11 protein-coding genes are annotated in these 15,158 nt (G+C 67.5%); 4 read left to right on the top strand and 7 right to left on the bottom strand.

Annotated elements, in window-relative coordinates:
- Positions 1-28: 28 nt before the first annotated feature.
- The 3 genes from ileS to HDA40_RS29550 all read right to left on the bottom strand — a co-directional run bounded on the left by ileS (position 29) and on the right by HDA40_RS29550 (position 5,123).
- Positions 29-3,124, bottom strand: a complete 3,096-nt coding sequence (gene ileS / locus HDA40_RS29560; protein ID WP_253761075.1) for an isoleucine--tRNA ligase — start codon at positions 3,122-3,124, stop codon at positions 29-31.
- Between the two features lie 291 nt (positions 3,125-3,415).
- Positions 3,416-4,240, bottom strand: a complete 825-nt coding sequence (locus HDA40_RS29555) for an ABC transporter ATP-binding protein (protein WP_253761074.1) — start codon at positions 4,238-4,240, stop codon at positions 3,416-3,418.
- Positions 4,227-5,123, bottom strand: coding sequence for an ABC transporter permease (locus HDA40_RS29550; RefSeq protein ID WP_253761073.1), 897 nt, complete (start codon positions 5,121-5,123; stop codon positions 4,227-4,229). The genes HDA40_RS29555 and HDA40_RS29550 overlap by 14 nt, the downstream gene beginning before the upstream one ends.
- A gap of 108 nt (positions 5,124-5,231) precedes the next feature.
- On the opposite strand from HDA40_RS29550, the gene HDA40_RS29545 reads away from it, so the two are divergent.
- Together HDA40_RS29545 and HDA40_RS29540 are read left to right on the top strand one after the other, a co-directional pair.
- Positions 5,232-5,831, top strand: coding sequence for a TetR/AcrR family transcriptional regulator (locus HDA40_RS29545; protein ID WP_253761072.1), 600 nt, complete (start codon positions 5,232-5,234; stop codon positions 5,829-5,831).
- Positions 5,832-6,024: 193 nt separating this feature from the next.
- Complete coding sequence (locus tag HDA40_RS29540) at positions 6,025-7,842, top strand: hypothetical protein (protein ID WP_253763973.1); 1,818 nt, start codon at positions 6,025-6,027, stop codon at positions 7,840-7,842.
- A 14-nt stretch (positions 7,843-7,856) separates the two neighbouring features.
- On the opposite strand, the gene HDA40_RS29535 is transcribed toward HDA40_RS29540, so the two are convergent.
- From HDA40_RS29535 to HDA40_RS29525, 3 genes are all read right to left on the bottom strand, one after another.
- Complete coding sequence (locus HDA40_RS29535) at positions 7,857-9,449, bottom strand: hypothetical protein (protein ID WP_253761071.1); 1,593 nt, start codon at positions 9,447-9,449, stop codon at positions 7,857-7,859.
- 60 nt (positions 9,450-9,509) lie between these two features.
- Positions 9,510-10,517, bottom strand: a complete 1,008-nt coding sequence (gene galE / locus HDA40_RS29530) for a UDP-glucose 4-epimerase GalE (protein ID WP_253761070.1) — start codon at positions 10,515-10,517, stop codon at positions 9,510-9,512.
- 69 nt (positions 10,518-10,586) lie between these two features.
- Positions 10,587-11,882, bottom strand: a complete 1,296-nt coding sequence (locus tag HDA40_RS29525; protein ID WP_253761069.1) for a glycosyltransferase family 2 protein — start codon at positions 11,880-11,882, stop codon at positions 10,587-10,589.
- 118 nt (positions 11,883-12,000) lie between these two features.
- On the opposite strand from HDA40_RS29525, the gene wecB reads away from it, so the two are divergent.
- Positions 12,001-13,098, top strand: coding sequence for a non-hydrolyzing UDP-N-acetylglucosamine 2-epimerase (gene wecB / locus HDA40_RS29520; RefSeq protein WP_253761068.1), 1,098 nt, complete (start codon positions 12,001-12,003; stop codon positions 13,096-13,098).
- A gap of 189 nt (positions 13,099-13,287) precedes the next feature.
- Positions 13,288-13,974: a polysaccharide deacetylase family protein gene (locus HDA40_RS29515; protein WP_253761067.1), complete on the top strand. Its 687-nt coding sequence runs from the start codon at positions 13,288-13,290 to the stop codon at positions 13,972-13,974.
- A 59-nt stretch (positions 13,975-14,033) separates the two neighbouring features.
- On the opposite strand, the gene HDA40_RS42265 is transcribed toward HDA40_RS29515, so the two are convergent.
- Positions 14,034-15,152, bottom strand: a complete 1,119-nt coding sequence (locus HDA40_RS42265) for a class I SAM-dependent methyltransferase (RefSeq protein ID WP_253761066.1) — start codon at positions 15,150-15,152, stop codon at positions 14,034-14,036.
- Between the last annotated feature and the right edge of the window lie 6 nt (positions 15,153-15,158).

Below are 15,158 nucleotides of genomic sequence, written 5' to 3'. Positions count from 1 at the left end.
TCCCTGATCCGCCGCCGAACGTGGACTGTCAGACGCGGGCGACGGAGACGGTGACGGACTCGCCGTCACCCGCCTCGCCGGTGAAGCCGCCCTCGACCGGGCCGTACGCCACCGAGGTGGCCAGTACCTCGCCCGCCACGAACGACTCGTGCGCCCGGACCGCCGCCTCGACCGCGGGCGAGCCCGCCAGCCGCAGCGCGATCCGGTCGGAGACGTGCAGGTCGGCGTCCCGTCGGGCCTGCTGCACCGCGCGTACGACGTCCCGGGCCAGGCCCTCGGCGGCCAGTTCCGGCGTGACCTCGGTGTCGAGCAGGACGACCCCGCCCGTCATCGGAGCCGCCGACTCGCCGGCCGCCGCGACCAGCTTCAGCTCGTACTCGCCCTCGGCCAAGGTCACGCCGGCCGCCACCGGAGCACCGTCGACCAGCGACCACTCGCCCGCCTTGACCGCCTTGATCACCGACTGCACCGCCCCGCCGACGCGCGGCCCGAGGACCCGCGGCACGACGTTCAGCACCTGCTCGCAGTGCGCCGAGACGTCCTCGGTCAGCTCGACGGCCTTCACGTTCACCTCATCGGCGATCAACTCCGTGAACGGCTCCAACCGGTCGGCCCCCTCGGCCGCCACCGTCAGCTTCGCCAGCGGCAGGCGTACCCGCAGCCCTTGCGACTTGCGGAGGGACAACGCGGCGGAACAGACCTCGCGGACCTGGTCCATCGTGGCGACCAGCTCGTCGTCGGTGGGCAGCGCGGCAGCCGCGGGCCAGTCGGCCAGGTGGACCGAGCGGCCGCCGGTGAGCCCGCGCCAGACCTCTTCGGCCGTGAGCGGGGCGAGCGGCGCGACCACCCGGGCCACCGTCTCCAGGACGGTGTACAGGGTGTCGAACGCCTCCTGGTCGCCGGCCCAGAAGCGGTCCCGGCTACGCCGGACGTACCAGTTGGTCAGCGCGTCCAGGTAGGACCGGACCGCGGTGCTCGCCCCGGACAGGTCGTACGCGTCCATAGCGCCGGTCACCTCGGCGACCAGCGAGTGCGTCTTGGCCAGCACGTAGCGGTCGAGGACGTGCGAGCTCGCCGTGCTCGGCTTCGCCTGATATCCCGACGCGTTGGCGTAGAGCGTGAAGAAGTAGTACACGTTCCACAGCGGCAGGAGCACCTGGCGAACCGCGTCCCGGATGCCGGTCTCGGTGACCGGCATGTCCCCGCCCCGCAGCACCGGGGAGGAGACGAGCATCCAGCGCATCGCGTCCGCGCCGTACTTGTCGAACATCTCGTAGACGTCCGGGTAGTTGCGCAGGCTCTTCGACATCTTCCGGGTGTCGTCGCCCAGCAGGATGCCGTGCACCACGCAACTGCGGAACGCGGGCCGGTCGAACAACGCCGTCGCCAGCACGTGCAGCGTGTAGAACCAGCCGCGGACCTGACCGATGTACTCCACGATGAAGTCGCCCGGGTAGTGCGACTCGAACCAGTCCCGGTTCTCGAACGGGTAGTGGACCTGGGCGAACGGCATCGAGCCGGACTCGAACCAGCAGTCCAGCACCTCCGGCACCCGGCGCATGGTCGACTTCCCGGTCGGATCGTCCGGGTTGGGCCGGGTCAGCGAGTCGATGTACGGCCGGTGCAGATCCGTGACCTCGACCCCGAAGTCCTCCTGGAGCTGGGCCAGCGAGCCGTACACGTCCACCCGCGGGTACGCCGGATCGTCCGACTTCCACACCGGGATCGGCGAACCCCAGAACCGGTTCCGGGAGATCGACCAGTCGCGGGCGTTGGCCAGCCACTTGCCGAACGAGCCGTCCTTGACGTGCCCCGGCGTCCAGTCGATCTGCTGGTTCAGCTCGACCATCCGGTCCTTGAACTGGGTCACCGCCACGAACCAGCTGGACACGGCGAGGTAGACCAGCGGCGTGTCACACCGCCAGCAGTGGGGGTAGGAGTGCGAGTAGGTGTCGTGACGCAGCACGACCCCGCGCTCCTTCAGCTCCCGGATCACCGGCTTGTTCGTCTCGAAGACCTGCTGGCCCTCGTACGTCGGCACGAGCGAGGTGAACCGGGTGTGGGCGTCCACCGTCACGATCGTCGGCACCCCGGCCGCGTTGCAGGCGTTCTGGTCGTCCTCACCGAACGCGGGCGCGAGATGCACCACGCCGGTGCCGTCGGAGTCGCTGACGAAGTCGGCCGCGAGCACGTGGAACGCGTTCGGGCCGGCCTGCTCGACGAGGTAGTCGAACAGCGGCGTGTACTTCCGGCCGACGAGGTCGGCGCCGGTGAGCGTACCGACGCGCTCGTAGCCCTCCAGCTCCTTCGCGTACGCCTCGACCCGGGTCGCGCCGAGGATCACCTTCTCCCCTTGGGGGGAGGCGAGCACTGCGTACTCCAGGTCCGGGCCGACGGCCAGGGCCAGGTTGGACGGCAGGGTCCACGGCGTCGTGGTCCAGACCGCGATCTTCTCGCCGGTCTCCAGCTGGAACAGCACGTGCAGGGCCGGGTCCTGCCGGTCCTTGTAGACGTCGTCCATCCGGGTCTCGGTGTTGGACAGCGGCGTCTCACACCGCCAGCAGTACGCCAGCACGCGGAAGCCCTCGTAGATGAGGCCCTTCTCGTGCAGCGACTTGAACGCCCACATGACCGACTCCATGTAGGGCAGGTCGAGCGTCTTGTAGTCGTCGGCGAAGTCGACCCACCGGGCCTGCCGGGTGACGTACCGCTCCCACTCGCTGGTGTAACGCAGCACGGACTCACGGCAGTACTCGTTGAACTTGTCGACGCCGAGCGCGACGATCTCGGCCTTGGTCGTGATGCCGAGCTGCTTCTCGGCCTCCACCTCGGCCGGCATGCCATGGGTGTCCCAGCCGAACCGGCGCTCGACCCGCTTGCCGCGCATCGTCTGGTAGCGCGGCACGACGTCCTTGACGAAGCCGGTCAGCAGGTGGCCGTAGTGCGGCAGGCCGTTGGCGAACGGCGGGCCGTCGTAGAAGACGTATTCGTCGTCCTGGGGCCTGGCCTCGATGCTGGCCTGGAAGGTCTTGTCGGCCGCCCAGTAGTCGAGCACGTTCCGCTCGACCGCCGGAAGATCCGGGCTGGCGGCCACGCTCTCGTGGTGGTGCAGGGGGTACGCCATGAGTGGTCCTCTCTCGCGTACAGTCCGTCGGTCCTGTCCGCGAGGACGAACTGGGTCGCGCCCAGCCCGCGGTACCACCTCGCTTGCCCGCTTCACCCTGGTCAGGATGTCGCGGGCCGCTCGTTGTCGGCTGTGACGGGCCGTCCCGTCCGGTTCTACTGAGCCTGACCCGTTCGTCGCGGTCCGGCGGTTCTTCCGGAGGCTCACCGGTGATGGCCGGGTCGAAGCCTGTACGCCAAGAATAGCGGGTGGCGCTACCCGTTAGCGGGACACCACCGCCGAGGTGGGCCCTCAGCGGGGAATACCGTAGAGATCCATGTAAGTGCCGGTCACCTCGTCCGTGGGACCGTCCATCCGCAGGACACCGGAGTCGAGCCAGAGCGTCCGGTCGCACATCGCCCGGATGGTGCTGAGTTGGTGACTGACCAGGAAGATCGTGCCCGCTCCGGCGCACAGTTCCTGCATTCGCTGCTCGCTGCGCTGCCGGAACTCAGCGTCGCCGGTCGCGAGCGCCTCGTCGATCAAGAGGACGTCGTGCTTCCGGGCCGCCGCGATGGCGAACCGCAACCGGGCGGCCATTCCCGACGAGTAGGTACTCATCGGCAATGAGGAGAAGTCGCCCCGGTCGTCGATGCCGGAGAATTCGATGATCTCCGGCACCTGCCGGCGGACCTCAGCAAGGGACATTCCCATCGCGAGGCAGCCGAGGACCACGTTGCGCTCGCCGGACAGCTCGTTCAGCAGCGCCGCGTTCACCCCGAGGAGGGACGGCTGGCCCTTCGCGTACACCTGACCGCGCTCGGGCGGCAGGAGCCCGGCGATCGCCCGGAGAAGGGTGGATTTGCCCGAGCCGTTCGTGCCGATGAGGCCGATCGCCTCGCCCTCGTAGGCGACGAAGCTGACGCCCTTGACCGCGTGCACCTCCCGCATCGAAGGCGACGCCGTACGGTTCACGAGCCGCCGAAGCCCCGCGACGGGACTGCTGTCGTACTTGGCACCGGCGCTCACCCGATAGACGACGTGCAGGTCATCGACGATGACCGTCGGTTTCCGGGTGGGATCGAGCGGCGGCGGGGCGTACGCCGTTTCCACTGAGGAGATGTCAACCGCGGCCATAGGTCTGCTCCCCGTGCCAGAAGAAGATGAATCCGCCCAACGCCACCACCAGCGCCCAGCCGACGCCCAGTGCCCAGAGCACCGGCCTCGACGAGGAGAGCGGCGACGATTCGACGAGCGCGTCGCGCGCCAACTCGACATAGACGAGCAGGGGATTCACCCGCACTGCCGTCGCGAGTGCCGCGGGCAGGTTCTCGGCGAAGTTGTTGACGCTGTAGAAGACCCCCGAACCGTACATCCAGGTCCGCATCACGAACGGGATGACTTGCCTGAGGTCGGCGGTACGGCCACCGAGCCGGGCGACGACGAGGGCCAGCCCGGTGTTGAACAGGCTCTGCAGGATCAGCGTCGGGACGAGCAGGAGCCAGTGCCACGTAAGCGGCTCCCCGCTCAGCAGGACGATTCCGGCGAGAACCACCATCGCCGCCGCCATGTGCTGCATCTGCGACAAGACCGCGGCGATCGGCAACGAGGCGCGCGGGAACCGCAGCGCTCGCAGGAGTCCCAGATTGCCGGAGATGGCCTGGGCTGCCTGCTGCACCACCGTCTGGCTGAAGTTGAAGACGAACAATCCCACGCACAGGTAAGCGATGAAGTTCGGCACTCCGGCTCGAGTGTTGATCACGACGCCGAAGATCAGGTAGTAGACGCCGGCGTTGATCACCGGTGTCATCACCTGCCACAACCGGCCCAGCCGCGTCTGCCCGAACCCCGCGACCACCTTGGCGTTGGCATAGACCGCCATGAAGTGCCGATACGCGAACACCTCCCGGGCGTACGCCGGGAGTGACGGTCGCAGACCCGACTCGTGGAGGCCGTGCCGCGCAGCGAAGTCGCGGAGTGGAGAATCGTTCTCTTGCCGAGCTATCACCAGATCGGCCATCTCATCCCCCATCGTCCGGCTCCGGCTCGCCCCGACGAGCGCCGGGGAGGAGACTAGCCACTCTTACGTCGCGACGCAACCGTATCGTCGTAGCGGTATAGTCCCCGCGTGACCACGAGCAAGCGCCCACCCGCCGGGGCCGCCGTACTGCGCCCGGAGATCACTGCGGCGGTCACCGCGGCGCTGCTCCAGGAGCTCTCCGAGGTCGGTTTCGGACGCCTGTCCATCGAGCGGGTGGCTCGCCGGGCCGGCGTGACGAAATCGGCCGTCTACCGGCGTTGGGACTCCAAACTAGACATGGTTCTGGAACTGGTCACCAGCGCCCTCGAACAGAACATCGCGCTACCGGACACGGGAACGCTGCATGGCGACGTGCGGCTGGTCGTGACGCTCGTCGGCCGCGCCCTCACCCATCCCTTGGCCGCCAAGATCGTGCCCGACCTCCTCGCGGAGGCCGCCCGGAACCCGCGCGTCCACCAGACCCTGCACGACGTCATTCGGTCCTACCAGCACAAGACGAGCGATCTGCTGGTGAACCGGGCGATCGCGCGCGGGGAGCTGCCGACCGGGACAGACCCCGATCTGGTCACCGACCTCCTCGTCGGCCCCGTCTACTGGCGGACCGCCGTCATGCGGGGCTCCGGCGAACCGGCGTATCTCGATCAGCTGGCGAGTGCGATCATCAGCGCGGTCGCTCCTGGCCACTGACTCGTCGCCGTCCTCCCCGTCTTCGATCGACGCGACATCGACGAGCAGCGACGGTGCGGCTACGCCTAGAATACCGGCGACGCAATCGCCTCATCCCACCCCGGGAGCTCGAATGCCTTCAAGCCGAGCACCGTCGCGCCGTACCGGCGCGATGCTCGCCGCGGCAGCTGTACTGCTCAGCGTGGTTCTTCCCATGCCCATCTCGCGCAGCGCCGCATATGCCACGCCCGCCTACACCTTGGAGGAACGCGCTCAGGCGATCGCCGAGCCGGCAATCGTCTTCACCGAGTTGACGCTCCAGGGCGTGATCCGCGACAAAGCAGGCAAGCCGATCGCCGACGGAGCGGTCAAGTTCTCGATCATCTGCAGCGCGGTCGTAGTCGACCCCTCAGGCATCGCGGTCTCGACCAGATACTGTCTGACACCGTCCCGCGAACGCATCACCCGCCTGGCGTTTCACACTTACACGCTTGAGCTGATCGCTGCGGGCAAGCTGCCCGAGTCGCGGCGCACGACCAACATCGACCAGATGATGGCCACCCGTCTGTTCACCGCCGAGCAGACGGTCAACGCCGACCCGGCCCGGCAGCTGTTCGTGCAGCCGGGCCCCGCGACCGCGGGGTTCACCGCGACGCCGGCCATCCAGATGGAGGCGCCCGCGCCGCAGGATCTGGACAGCGGCCTGACCTCGATCACGATTCCCGGGGGCGACATGCCCACGATCGAGATCGGAGCGCCGCCGACCTCGTTCAAACCCGGCTCGACCGCGGTGGCCGTCGGGTACGCCCCGACCTCTGGGACCGGGCCGTCCTTCGCCGTCACCGAGCATTCCGTCCGCATCGCCGGCACCGAGGGTGACCATGAGCCGCCGACCTTCACCTTCGACAGCAACCTGCCATCGGCGGAGATGCGGGGCGGCGCGCTCGTCGACAACGACGGGAAGATGATCGGGCAGACGCTCTGGTTCGACACCGCCAACGACGGCGCGGCGGTCACGACCGCCCTCTCGGCGCTCGGTATCCACAACAGCCTCCGCCAGACCGATCGCGTCTACCGCGAGGCGCTGGACGACTACTTTGCCGGCCGGTATCGCGATGCCATCAAGAAGTTCGACCTCGTGACCGCGGTTCAGCGGACGAACACCACGGCCACCCGGTACCGGGCGCTCGCCGTCAGCCGCCTTGCCATCGAAGGCGGCGAGACCCCGGGCGTGTCGACGACGGTCATCATCGCGATCACCACGGTCGGCGGCCTGCTGCTCGGAATTCTCATCACCGTCATACTGATGCGGCGCCGGGATCGCACGAACAAGCAGATGCCCGAACTCCTGGTGCCGGTCTCGGTGAACCCGTTCGCCCCGATCTCCGACCCCGGCGCCTACTCGGTCTCGGGCGGTGGTGGCTACGGGCATTATCCGACGGCCGCGTATCCGGCGGTCGAACCGTCGGAGCCCAACCGCCCCTCCCCGCCACCCACCATCCTGGAGATCCCCGAGCAGGCTCCCCCGGGCGTACCGGTGCCACATCCGCCGGTGCAGCTGCCCAGGACGGCTCCGCCCATGCCGGAATCCGCGCCGCCGACGGCGAACGGCCCGGGTGGTCCTTCAGCCAGCGAGAACCGGCCGGAGAACCAGCAACACCCGACGCCGCTGCCCTCGACCCTCCCCGGTGCTGGCGGACAGCAGGTGGCGCCGCCCGGCCCGCCGGGTCATCCGGCGCAACCGGGTTACCCCGCCCAGCCGGGCTATCCGGCCCAACCGGGTCAGCCGGCCCAACCGGGTCAGCCCGCCCAGCCGGGCTATCCGGCCCAGCAGGGTCATCCGGCCCAGCCGGGCTATCCAGGCTATCCGGCCCAACCAGGTCAGCCGGGCTATCCGGCCCAGCCGGGTCAGCCGGGTCAGCCGACGCAACCGGGTCAGCCGGCCCCGCCACCCGCCTTCGCCTGGCCCGATGACGACGACTCACCCAAGACCACCAACGACAACCCCTGGGCTCCCCCACCGGCGCGTTGACGTACTGCCCGGCCCTACCCGTGGTTCGCCCGGGTGAGGGCCGGGCCTTTGACGGGGTGGGCGGCTTTGGCCGACGCGAGTTCCGACAGCCGGCCTCTGGTCGCCAACCCCGCCGCTAGGCAGGCAAGCGGTATCGCCGGCAGTACGTATCGGTGGTCGAAATCCGCTGTCATCACCGGTACTGCCAACAGCGCCATCGAACAGACCCAGGGCAGCAACGCCTCGCCGCCCCACCGCCGCCATCGCCGGGCGATTCCGGCCAGGCCCGCCGCCAGCAGCAGGGCTAGCATCGGCCCGCGGGTCGCGAAAATACTCTGGTACGCGTAAAGCCAGTTCGCGACCGGCTGGCGAACATGAGTGCCGTCCATCGGTGCGTAGAGCTCCGCCAGTTCGCGTACGGACAGGCTGCCGGACGAGTGGTCGACCGGCAGCGGCTGGTCGTTTCGGGTGAAACGGTAGTACACCAGCGTAGATTCGCCAGGATGAGGCGCTCGTTCCCAGTGGAACGAGAGGGAGAAGTCCTTGATGACGGCGATGGCGTAGTCCACCGGCTGCTGCTGGATCACCTTGATGGCGAACTGTCGAGCGAGTTCGTTGCGAACATCCTCGTCCATCGTCGAGGGCAGCTGTCGAAGCGGCGACCAGTCGCTCCATAACCACAGCGACGCCGGTGGATGTTGATCGCGGATCTCCTGCGGCACGTGATCCGGACATAACAGGCGCTCGGCGTCGGAGAGCTTGAGCTGTGCGCAGTCCGCGAAGGCGGCGGTCCGCGACCACAGGTACAGTCCGTCCACTCCGGACAGCGCGAATCGGCCGTGATAGTTGTCGAACCAGGTGGCGTAGCCGATGAGGGGCAGCGCGGCGGCCAGGGCGGCGACCGCCAGAACCCGGACGCCCACCCGTTTGAGCAGGAGGCTCGCTATGGCGAGCAGGAGGATCGGCAGGCCGATCGTGCGGGTGACGGAGGCGATGGACAGCAGCACAAGACCGGTCGTGGCGGCCCAGTAGGACCCGATCCTCGCCTGCATCACCAGGATCACGCCGATGACCACGCAGAAGCCGAACATGGCCTCCGACATGATGAGATGTTCGAGCTGAATCTGGTACGCGTCGAGCATCGCGGGCGCGGCGAACAGCGCGGCCGCCCACCGGGGCAGGCGGTACACCCGCCGTCTGCCGATGCGTTCAAGCCTGGTCAGGGGGAGGTAGATGGCCAGGCCGACCAGCAGCCCGGCGAGATGCTGCGCCAACGCGACCACGGTGAAACTGTGGAACGGCCTCAGCAGCCGCAGTGCCAGGCCATAGCCGGCCGGGTTACCCGCCGGCGGATAGACGTTCGCCGCGACGAGGACGTAGAGATCCGAGTCTCCGCCGAACCAGAGGATCGGATAATTGCCGATGATCGCCAGAAAGCGAACAAACGCCCCCACCGCGAACAGCGCCACGAACAACCGATGCGACCGAACCCATCGCCAGATCTCCGTCGGCAGCAGCTTTGGCAGGCTGCCGAGGCCGTCGCCCGGGCGATATGTCTGCGAGCCCCCTTGGTAGTAACCACCACGAGGCGCGAAGACGCGTCGTGTGCGGGTCAGCCGATCGCTCATCAATCTTCCGTCCACAGGCCGAGGGGATGTCCTGCCGACAAGGCTAGATGTCGGCCACCGTCACGCCGGGGCGCCCAGGTTCAAATGGCCGTCGATCGCACGCCACTCGAGCGAATGCCGGATGCCCTCCTCCGTGGTGAACTTCGGCCGCCAGCCCAGCAGGCGCTGCGCGAGATCGTTGCGGCTGAAGGACCCGGCTGTGTCACCCGGCCGGGGCCGGTCCTCTCGCAGAGTCAGCCGTGCCCCGGTGACGTGCTCGAATGCGGCGAGGAGTTCACGAACCGTGGTGCCCCGTCCGCTGCCGAGGTTGATGACTTGATGTACGCGGTTGGCTTTGCCGGCGACAGCGTCGAACTCCCGGACGGCGGCCACATGCGCTTCGGCCAGATCCCAGATGTGGACGTAGTCGCGAATCGCGGAGCCGTCACGGGTGGGCCACTCGATACCGGTGATGGTGAACCGCTCGCCCCGCTCCCAAGCGCGAATGAGGTTCCCGAGCACATGGCTCGGGTTGCGGATCTGCAGACCGGTCCGCATCTGTGGATCGGCGCCGATCGGGTTGAAGTAGCGCAGCGAGATCGCCGACAGCGCTCCAGCCGCGGCGAGGTCACTGAGGATGCTCTCCGCCATCGCCTTGGTCTGGGCGTATGGGCTGTTGGGGGCGGTGGGCGACCATTCGTCGACCGCCTCGCCGCTGGCAGCTCCATAACAGGCGGCCGACGAGCTGAACACCAATCGACGGCAGTCGTTACGCAGCAAATGGTCCACGAGCTGGACCGTCTTCGCGACGTTCTCGCGGTAGTACCGCAGCGGCTGAAGGACCGACTCCGGCACCACGATGAGCCCGGCGCAGTGGATGGTGGCATAGATGTCGGGATGCTCGGCGAAGATCTGGTCGACGAGCGCGCCGTCGGAGATGCATCCCCGATAGAACAGGCGATCGCGCACGTAGTCGGCCCGGCCGGTCGTCAGGTTGTCCAATATGACCGGCACGAGGCCGTGATCCACCAGCGCCGACGCGATGGTGCTTCCTATGTAACCGGCTCCGCCGGTGATGAGAACCTTCACCAATAACCCCCGTCGAGCGATGGCAAACACCTGCCCGAGCAACGAGTCCCAGGTAGGCGCTGCGCCATACTACTGATCGCGCTGTGGCTCGTCAGGTGCGGGAACCCGAGGACCCGTATGCGCGAGAGGGGACGACCACGGGCCATCATCCAATCGTTGGCGAGGTGCCGCCGTTCGGATGATCGAGGACGACCCGTCCTCGAGCCGGCGCCGTGTATCCGGCATCAACTCGGGATGGGGACTCTCATCAAGCCGTCCCGTGGCCTGCCGGGCGAGGAAGACGTTCGCGCGGCGCATGCTTTCGTAGATCGAGAACGCATCGCGCCGGACGAGCCAGTGCTTCATCGCGTCCGCACCCTCTGGACGGGCATAGCCATTGGCGGGAAGGCGGGCGGCGTACTCATGGACGATCCGCGCGAAGAACCGCCGCCGCTCACTCGGTGGAAGCCGCCAGCGATTGCCGAGAATGACCAGGTAATGATTGAGCATGACGCGGAACAACTCCGCCCGCACCTGGTCAGGCACATTCGGAAGCGCGTCCACCGCCGCAAAAAGCTGCGCATACTGGTCGAAAACCTCAAAATGCCGTGCACTCAAGGAGTTCGTGATGCTGCCCGGCGTCTGCAGCCGGTAGCAGTAGGCGTACTCAGGGAGGACGTCGATCTCACCCGCCGCGATGAGCGCCAGATGGCTGAAGTAGCTGTCCTCGTACCAGCCTGGCAGGAACCGTAGACGTTGCGAGCGCACGAAATCGGCGCTGACGATCTTCGTGCACGCCGACTGGGCCAGCCGCAGCAGTTCAGGTCGTTGCGACAGCCGGAGCGGAGCCGTGGCGTCGTCGAGGACGTCGGCCAGCCGCGGCCGGACCAGCAGGCCGCCGGGAAGAACCTCGGCGTGGTCGATGATGAGGAGATCCGGGCTACTGCGGCGCAATTTCTCCAGGACCGCCTCGACGGCACCAGCCGGCAGCCAATCGTCGGAGTCCACGAACCAGATATAGCGGCCACGGGCTTCGTCCATCCCGGCGTTCCGGGCTTGCCCGAGGCCACGATTCACGGGCAGGTGCAGCACTCGCAGCCGATCGTCGCCTTCGGCGTACCGGTCGAGGATCGCACCACAGCCGTCGGGTGACGCGTCGTCGACGGCGATGACTTCAATGTCCGATGTGGGATTAGAAAGCACCGAATCGAGGCATTGCTCCAGATATGCCTCGACTCGATAGACGGGGACGACGACGGAGAGCGTCGCGCCCGGCTGCTGACTCCTCACGTTGCTAGAGCGTGCCAGAAGGCGGATACCGAACGCCACCACTTGCCGGCGACGTAACACTTCCGGCCAGCCCAGCTTGTCCGAATGGACGGGCACCTGACCGTATTAGTGGCCTTTGTCTGCCGGGCATGACAACGAGGCACGTCGTCTGGCATGCTTCGCAGCCGGACGCGGTGGCACAGTCACTGCTCCGCCCCCGTTTGAAAGGTCACCGATGTCTGATCTTGTGTTGCACATCACCGGCGCGCGGCCGAATTTCCCCAAAGCCGCGCCGGTGATCCGGGCGTTGAGCGCGGTCGGTGTCAACCAGCGATTGGTGCACACCGGACAACACTATGACGACAAGATGTCCGCGGTCTTCTTTCGACAGCTCGGCCTGCCCCGTCCGGATTACGACCTCGGCGTGGGTTCCGGCTCCCACGGACGCCAGACCGCCGCCCTGCTGACCGCGCTGGAAGACCTCTTCGTCGAGCTCCAGCCGGCGTTCGCGGTCGTCTACGGCGACGTCAACTCCACTCTGGCCGCCGCCCTCGTCGCCGCGAAGCTCGGCGTACGGCTGGCTCATGTCGAGGCCGGCCTCCGCAGCTTCGACATGACGATGCCGGAGGAGGTCAACCGGCTGGTCACCGACCGGCTGAGCGACGTGCTCTTCGCTACCAGCCCGGACGCGGTGGCCCACCTCGGCAACGAAGGGGTGGATCCAGGCAAGATCCACCTGGTCGGCAACCCGATGATCGACACCTTGCTGGCCAACCTGGAGAACTTCGACGCCGAGGCCGCGCGGACGACGCACGACCTGACGGGGTCCTACGTGGTCGCAACGCTCCACCGGCCCGGCAACGTGGACGATTCGGCGGACGCGCAAGCCCTGGTGAAGACTTTGCACTCGGTGGCGGATCAAGTGCAGATCATCTTGCCGTTGCATCCCCGTGGACGTGCCAGCCTAGAAGAGGCCGGCCTCTTGGCACATCCCCGGCTCCGCGTGGTCGACCCACTGGGATATGTGGAGTTCCTCGGGCTGGTCCGCGGTGCGGACGCGGTGGTCACCGACTCCGGGGGCGTGCAGGAGGAGACGACCATGCTCGGCGTCCCCTGCCTGACCCTGCGTCCCAACACCGAGCGTCCCGTGACGATCAGTCACGGGACCAACCGCCTGGTCACCCGGGAGGAGCTGCCGGCGGTGGTGGCGGGTGTCCTGGCCACGGGACGGGCGACGACGTGGACCGTCCCGCCGCTGTGGGACGGCCAAGCAGGGCCACGAATCGCGAAGATCCTGCGGGACGAACTGATGTCCGAGGCGTCGGCGCGATGAGAACGTACGGCGATCCGCGGGTGGTTCGCTTACACGGGAGGCGTTAAGTTGTCTGCGTCATCGACCAGCCGCCGCGGGGCGTTGCTACAGCTGGGAAAGCTGTCCTTCGCGGGTGCAGCGGGAGCAGGGGGAGTCATGTTGTGGGATCGGCTTCGCAAGCAGAATCCGGCGACGACCGCCGAGCCGAGCTTGAGCCCGACCGTCGTAAAAATCAGCGGACAGGCCAGGCTGATCTGGTCGGTGGAGTCGTCGCGGAAACTGGTGGCCCTCACGTTCGATGACGGGCCTGTTCCGAACGCCACGCCCCTCGTACTCGACGCGCTGGACAAGACCGGCGTCTCGGCGACCTTCTTCCTCGTGGGCTCACGGTTGGAAGCCAACGCCGGGCTGATCGAAGGTCGGCTCGACCGTCACGAAGTCGGCAACCACACCTGGTCGCACAAGGATCTCAGTACCCTGGACTGGCAGGGCAACTTCGACGAGATCTCCAAGAGCCACCAAAGCATCGTCAAGCACCTCGGCATCGAGCCGAAGATCTTCCGCCCGCCGTTCGGCCACATCGGCACCCTCACAATGCGCGCAGCGGACCGTTTCGGTTATGACTTCATCATGTGGTCGCAGGGCGTGACGGAGAAAGACTTCGTCGAGAAGCCGGACGCGGTCATCCCCTTCGTCGTGGACAACATGGTCCCGGGAACGATCTTCCTCGCACACGACGCGGTGGCTCCGGGCATCGATCCGCCCTTCCTGAACCGCCTTGTGGACATCATCGAGAAGCTCAAAGCGCAAGGCTACGAGTTCGTGACCGTCTCGGAGCTGATGGCCGCGGGCCAGGCGCACGCCGCCACCGCGAAGGTGACGACCGCGCCCAGCTGATCCGAACATCCACAAGCGAATGGAGGCCGCTCGGCCTCCATTCGCGTTTCTGCGGCAACTCACCGGATGAGAACTGAAGTGATCTTCTCGTGCGGGAGCACCTCGAGGTTCCAGCCGGGATAGGCGTCGCGCCAGCGACTCACGATATCCGTCTCCTCCTGGCGCACACAGTCGTCCATGATGACGACCGCGTCCGAAGCCAACTGCTCCGAGAGAACGGGCAGCGCCGGGTAGCGCGCATGGTCTCGGGTCGCGGCCGGCGGTCCGTCGACGATGAGCAAGTCGATACCGCTGAGCGACGCGAAGGCCGCACGGTCGTACCACGGCCAGCTTTCGCCGTCGAGGGTCAGCTCGGACAGGGGCGCGTGCCGGAGTTCCACCAGGTGGTCGAGTCCATGGTCGGCCAGCATCCGGCGGGTCTTCGCCAAGAACTCCGCGTCGTGCTCGATCGAGATCAGGCGGCCGGCGTGACCGCTCTTCTCCAGCGCGTAGCCGAGCCACACGCTCGACAGCCCACTGCCGAGCTCGACGATGAGCGAAGGCTTGCGCACCTGCACGAGAGAGACGAGATAGGCCAGCAGATCCGGCGACATGGCCCACTTGCGTGACGGCGGCAACGGCTCCCGGACCGTCACGGTGGCGTAGAGATTGAGCAGCGCCTCCACCTGTCGGAATTCACGTTCGAGCCCTTGCAGGACGCCGCTGTTGAGCCGCCGGGCCTCCGCGCTGGACAGCAGGCCGGCCAGCTGCTTCTCCGACCGGCCGAGGATCTCCTCGAAGCCGTTCAGCCGCTTGCGGTTCTCCTCCTCGTGGCCGCGCAGCGCCGCAAGCGTCTCGTTGGTCGCCGCCACGTGCAGGGACGCGATCTCCTTGCCGAGCGCCGTCGTCTGGGCGACCGCCTTCTCGATCCGGGCGGCTTGGACGGCCTGCGCGTCCAGCTTCTCCCCCTGTTCAGCCAGCGCGATGCGCAACTGGCCGGCATCCCGGTTGACCCGATCCGACTGACGTTGCCCCACATCACGAAGCGCCCGCAGCGCAGCCCGCTCGCGCACCGCGTACAGCCCGAAGGCCAGCACGGCCAGGGCCACGAGCACCGGGGCACGCCAGTCGGTCGGCACGGCGAACACCACAGCCCCCGAAGCCAGCGCGGCGACGAGGATGAGCGCTTTGGAACGCACGGCTTC

The sequence above is a fragment of the Hamadaea flava genome (genome assembly GCF_024172085.1).
Lineage (GTDB): Bacteria > Actinomycetota > Actinomycetes > Mycobacteriales > Micromonosporaceae > Hamadaea > Hamadaea flava.
The sequence above is the reverse complement of the archived record's forward strand: the minus strand, read 5'-3'. Positions and strand labels throughout refer to the sequence as shown.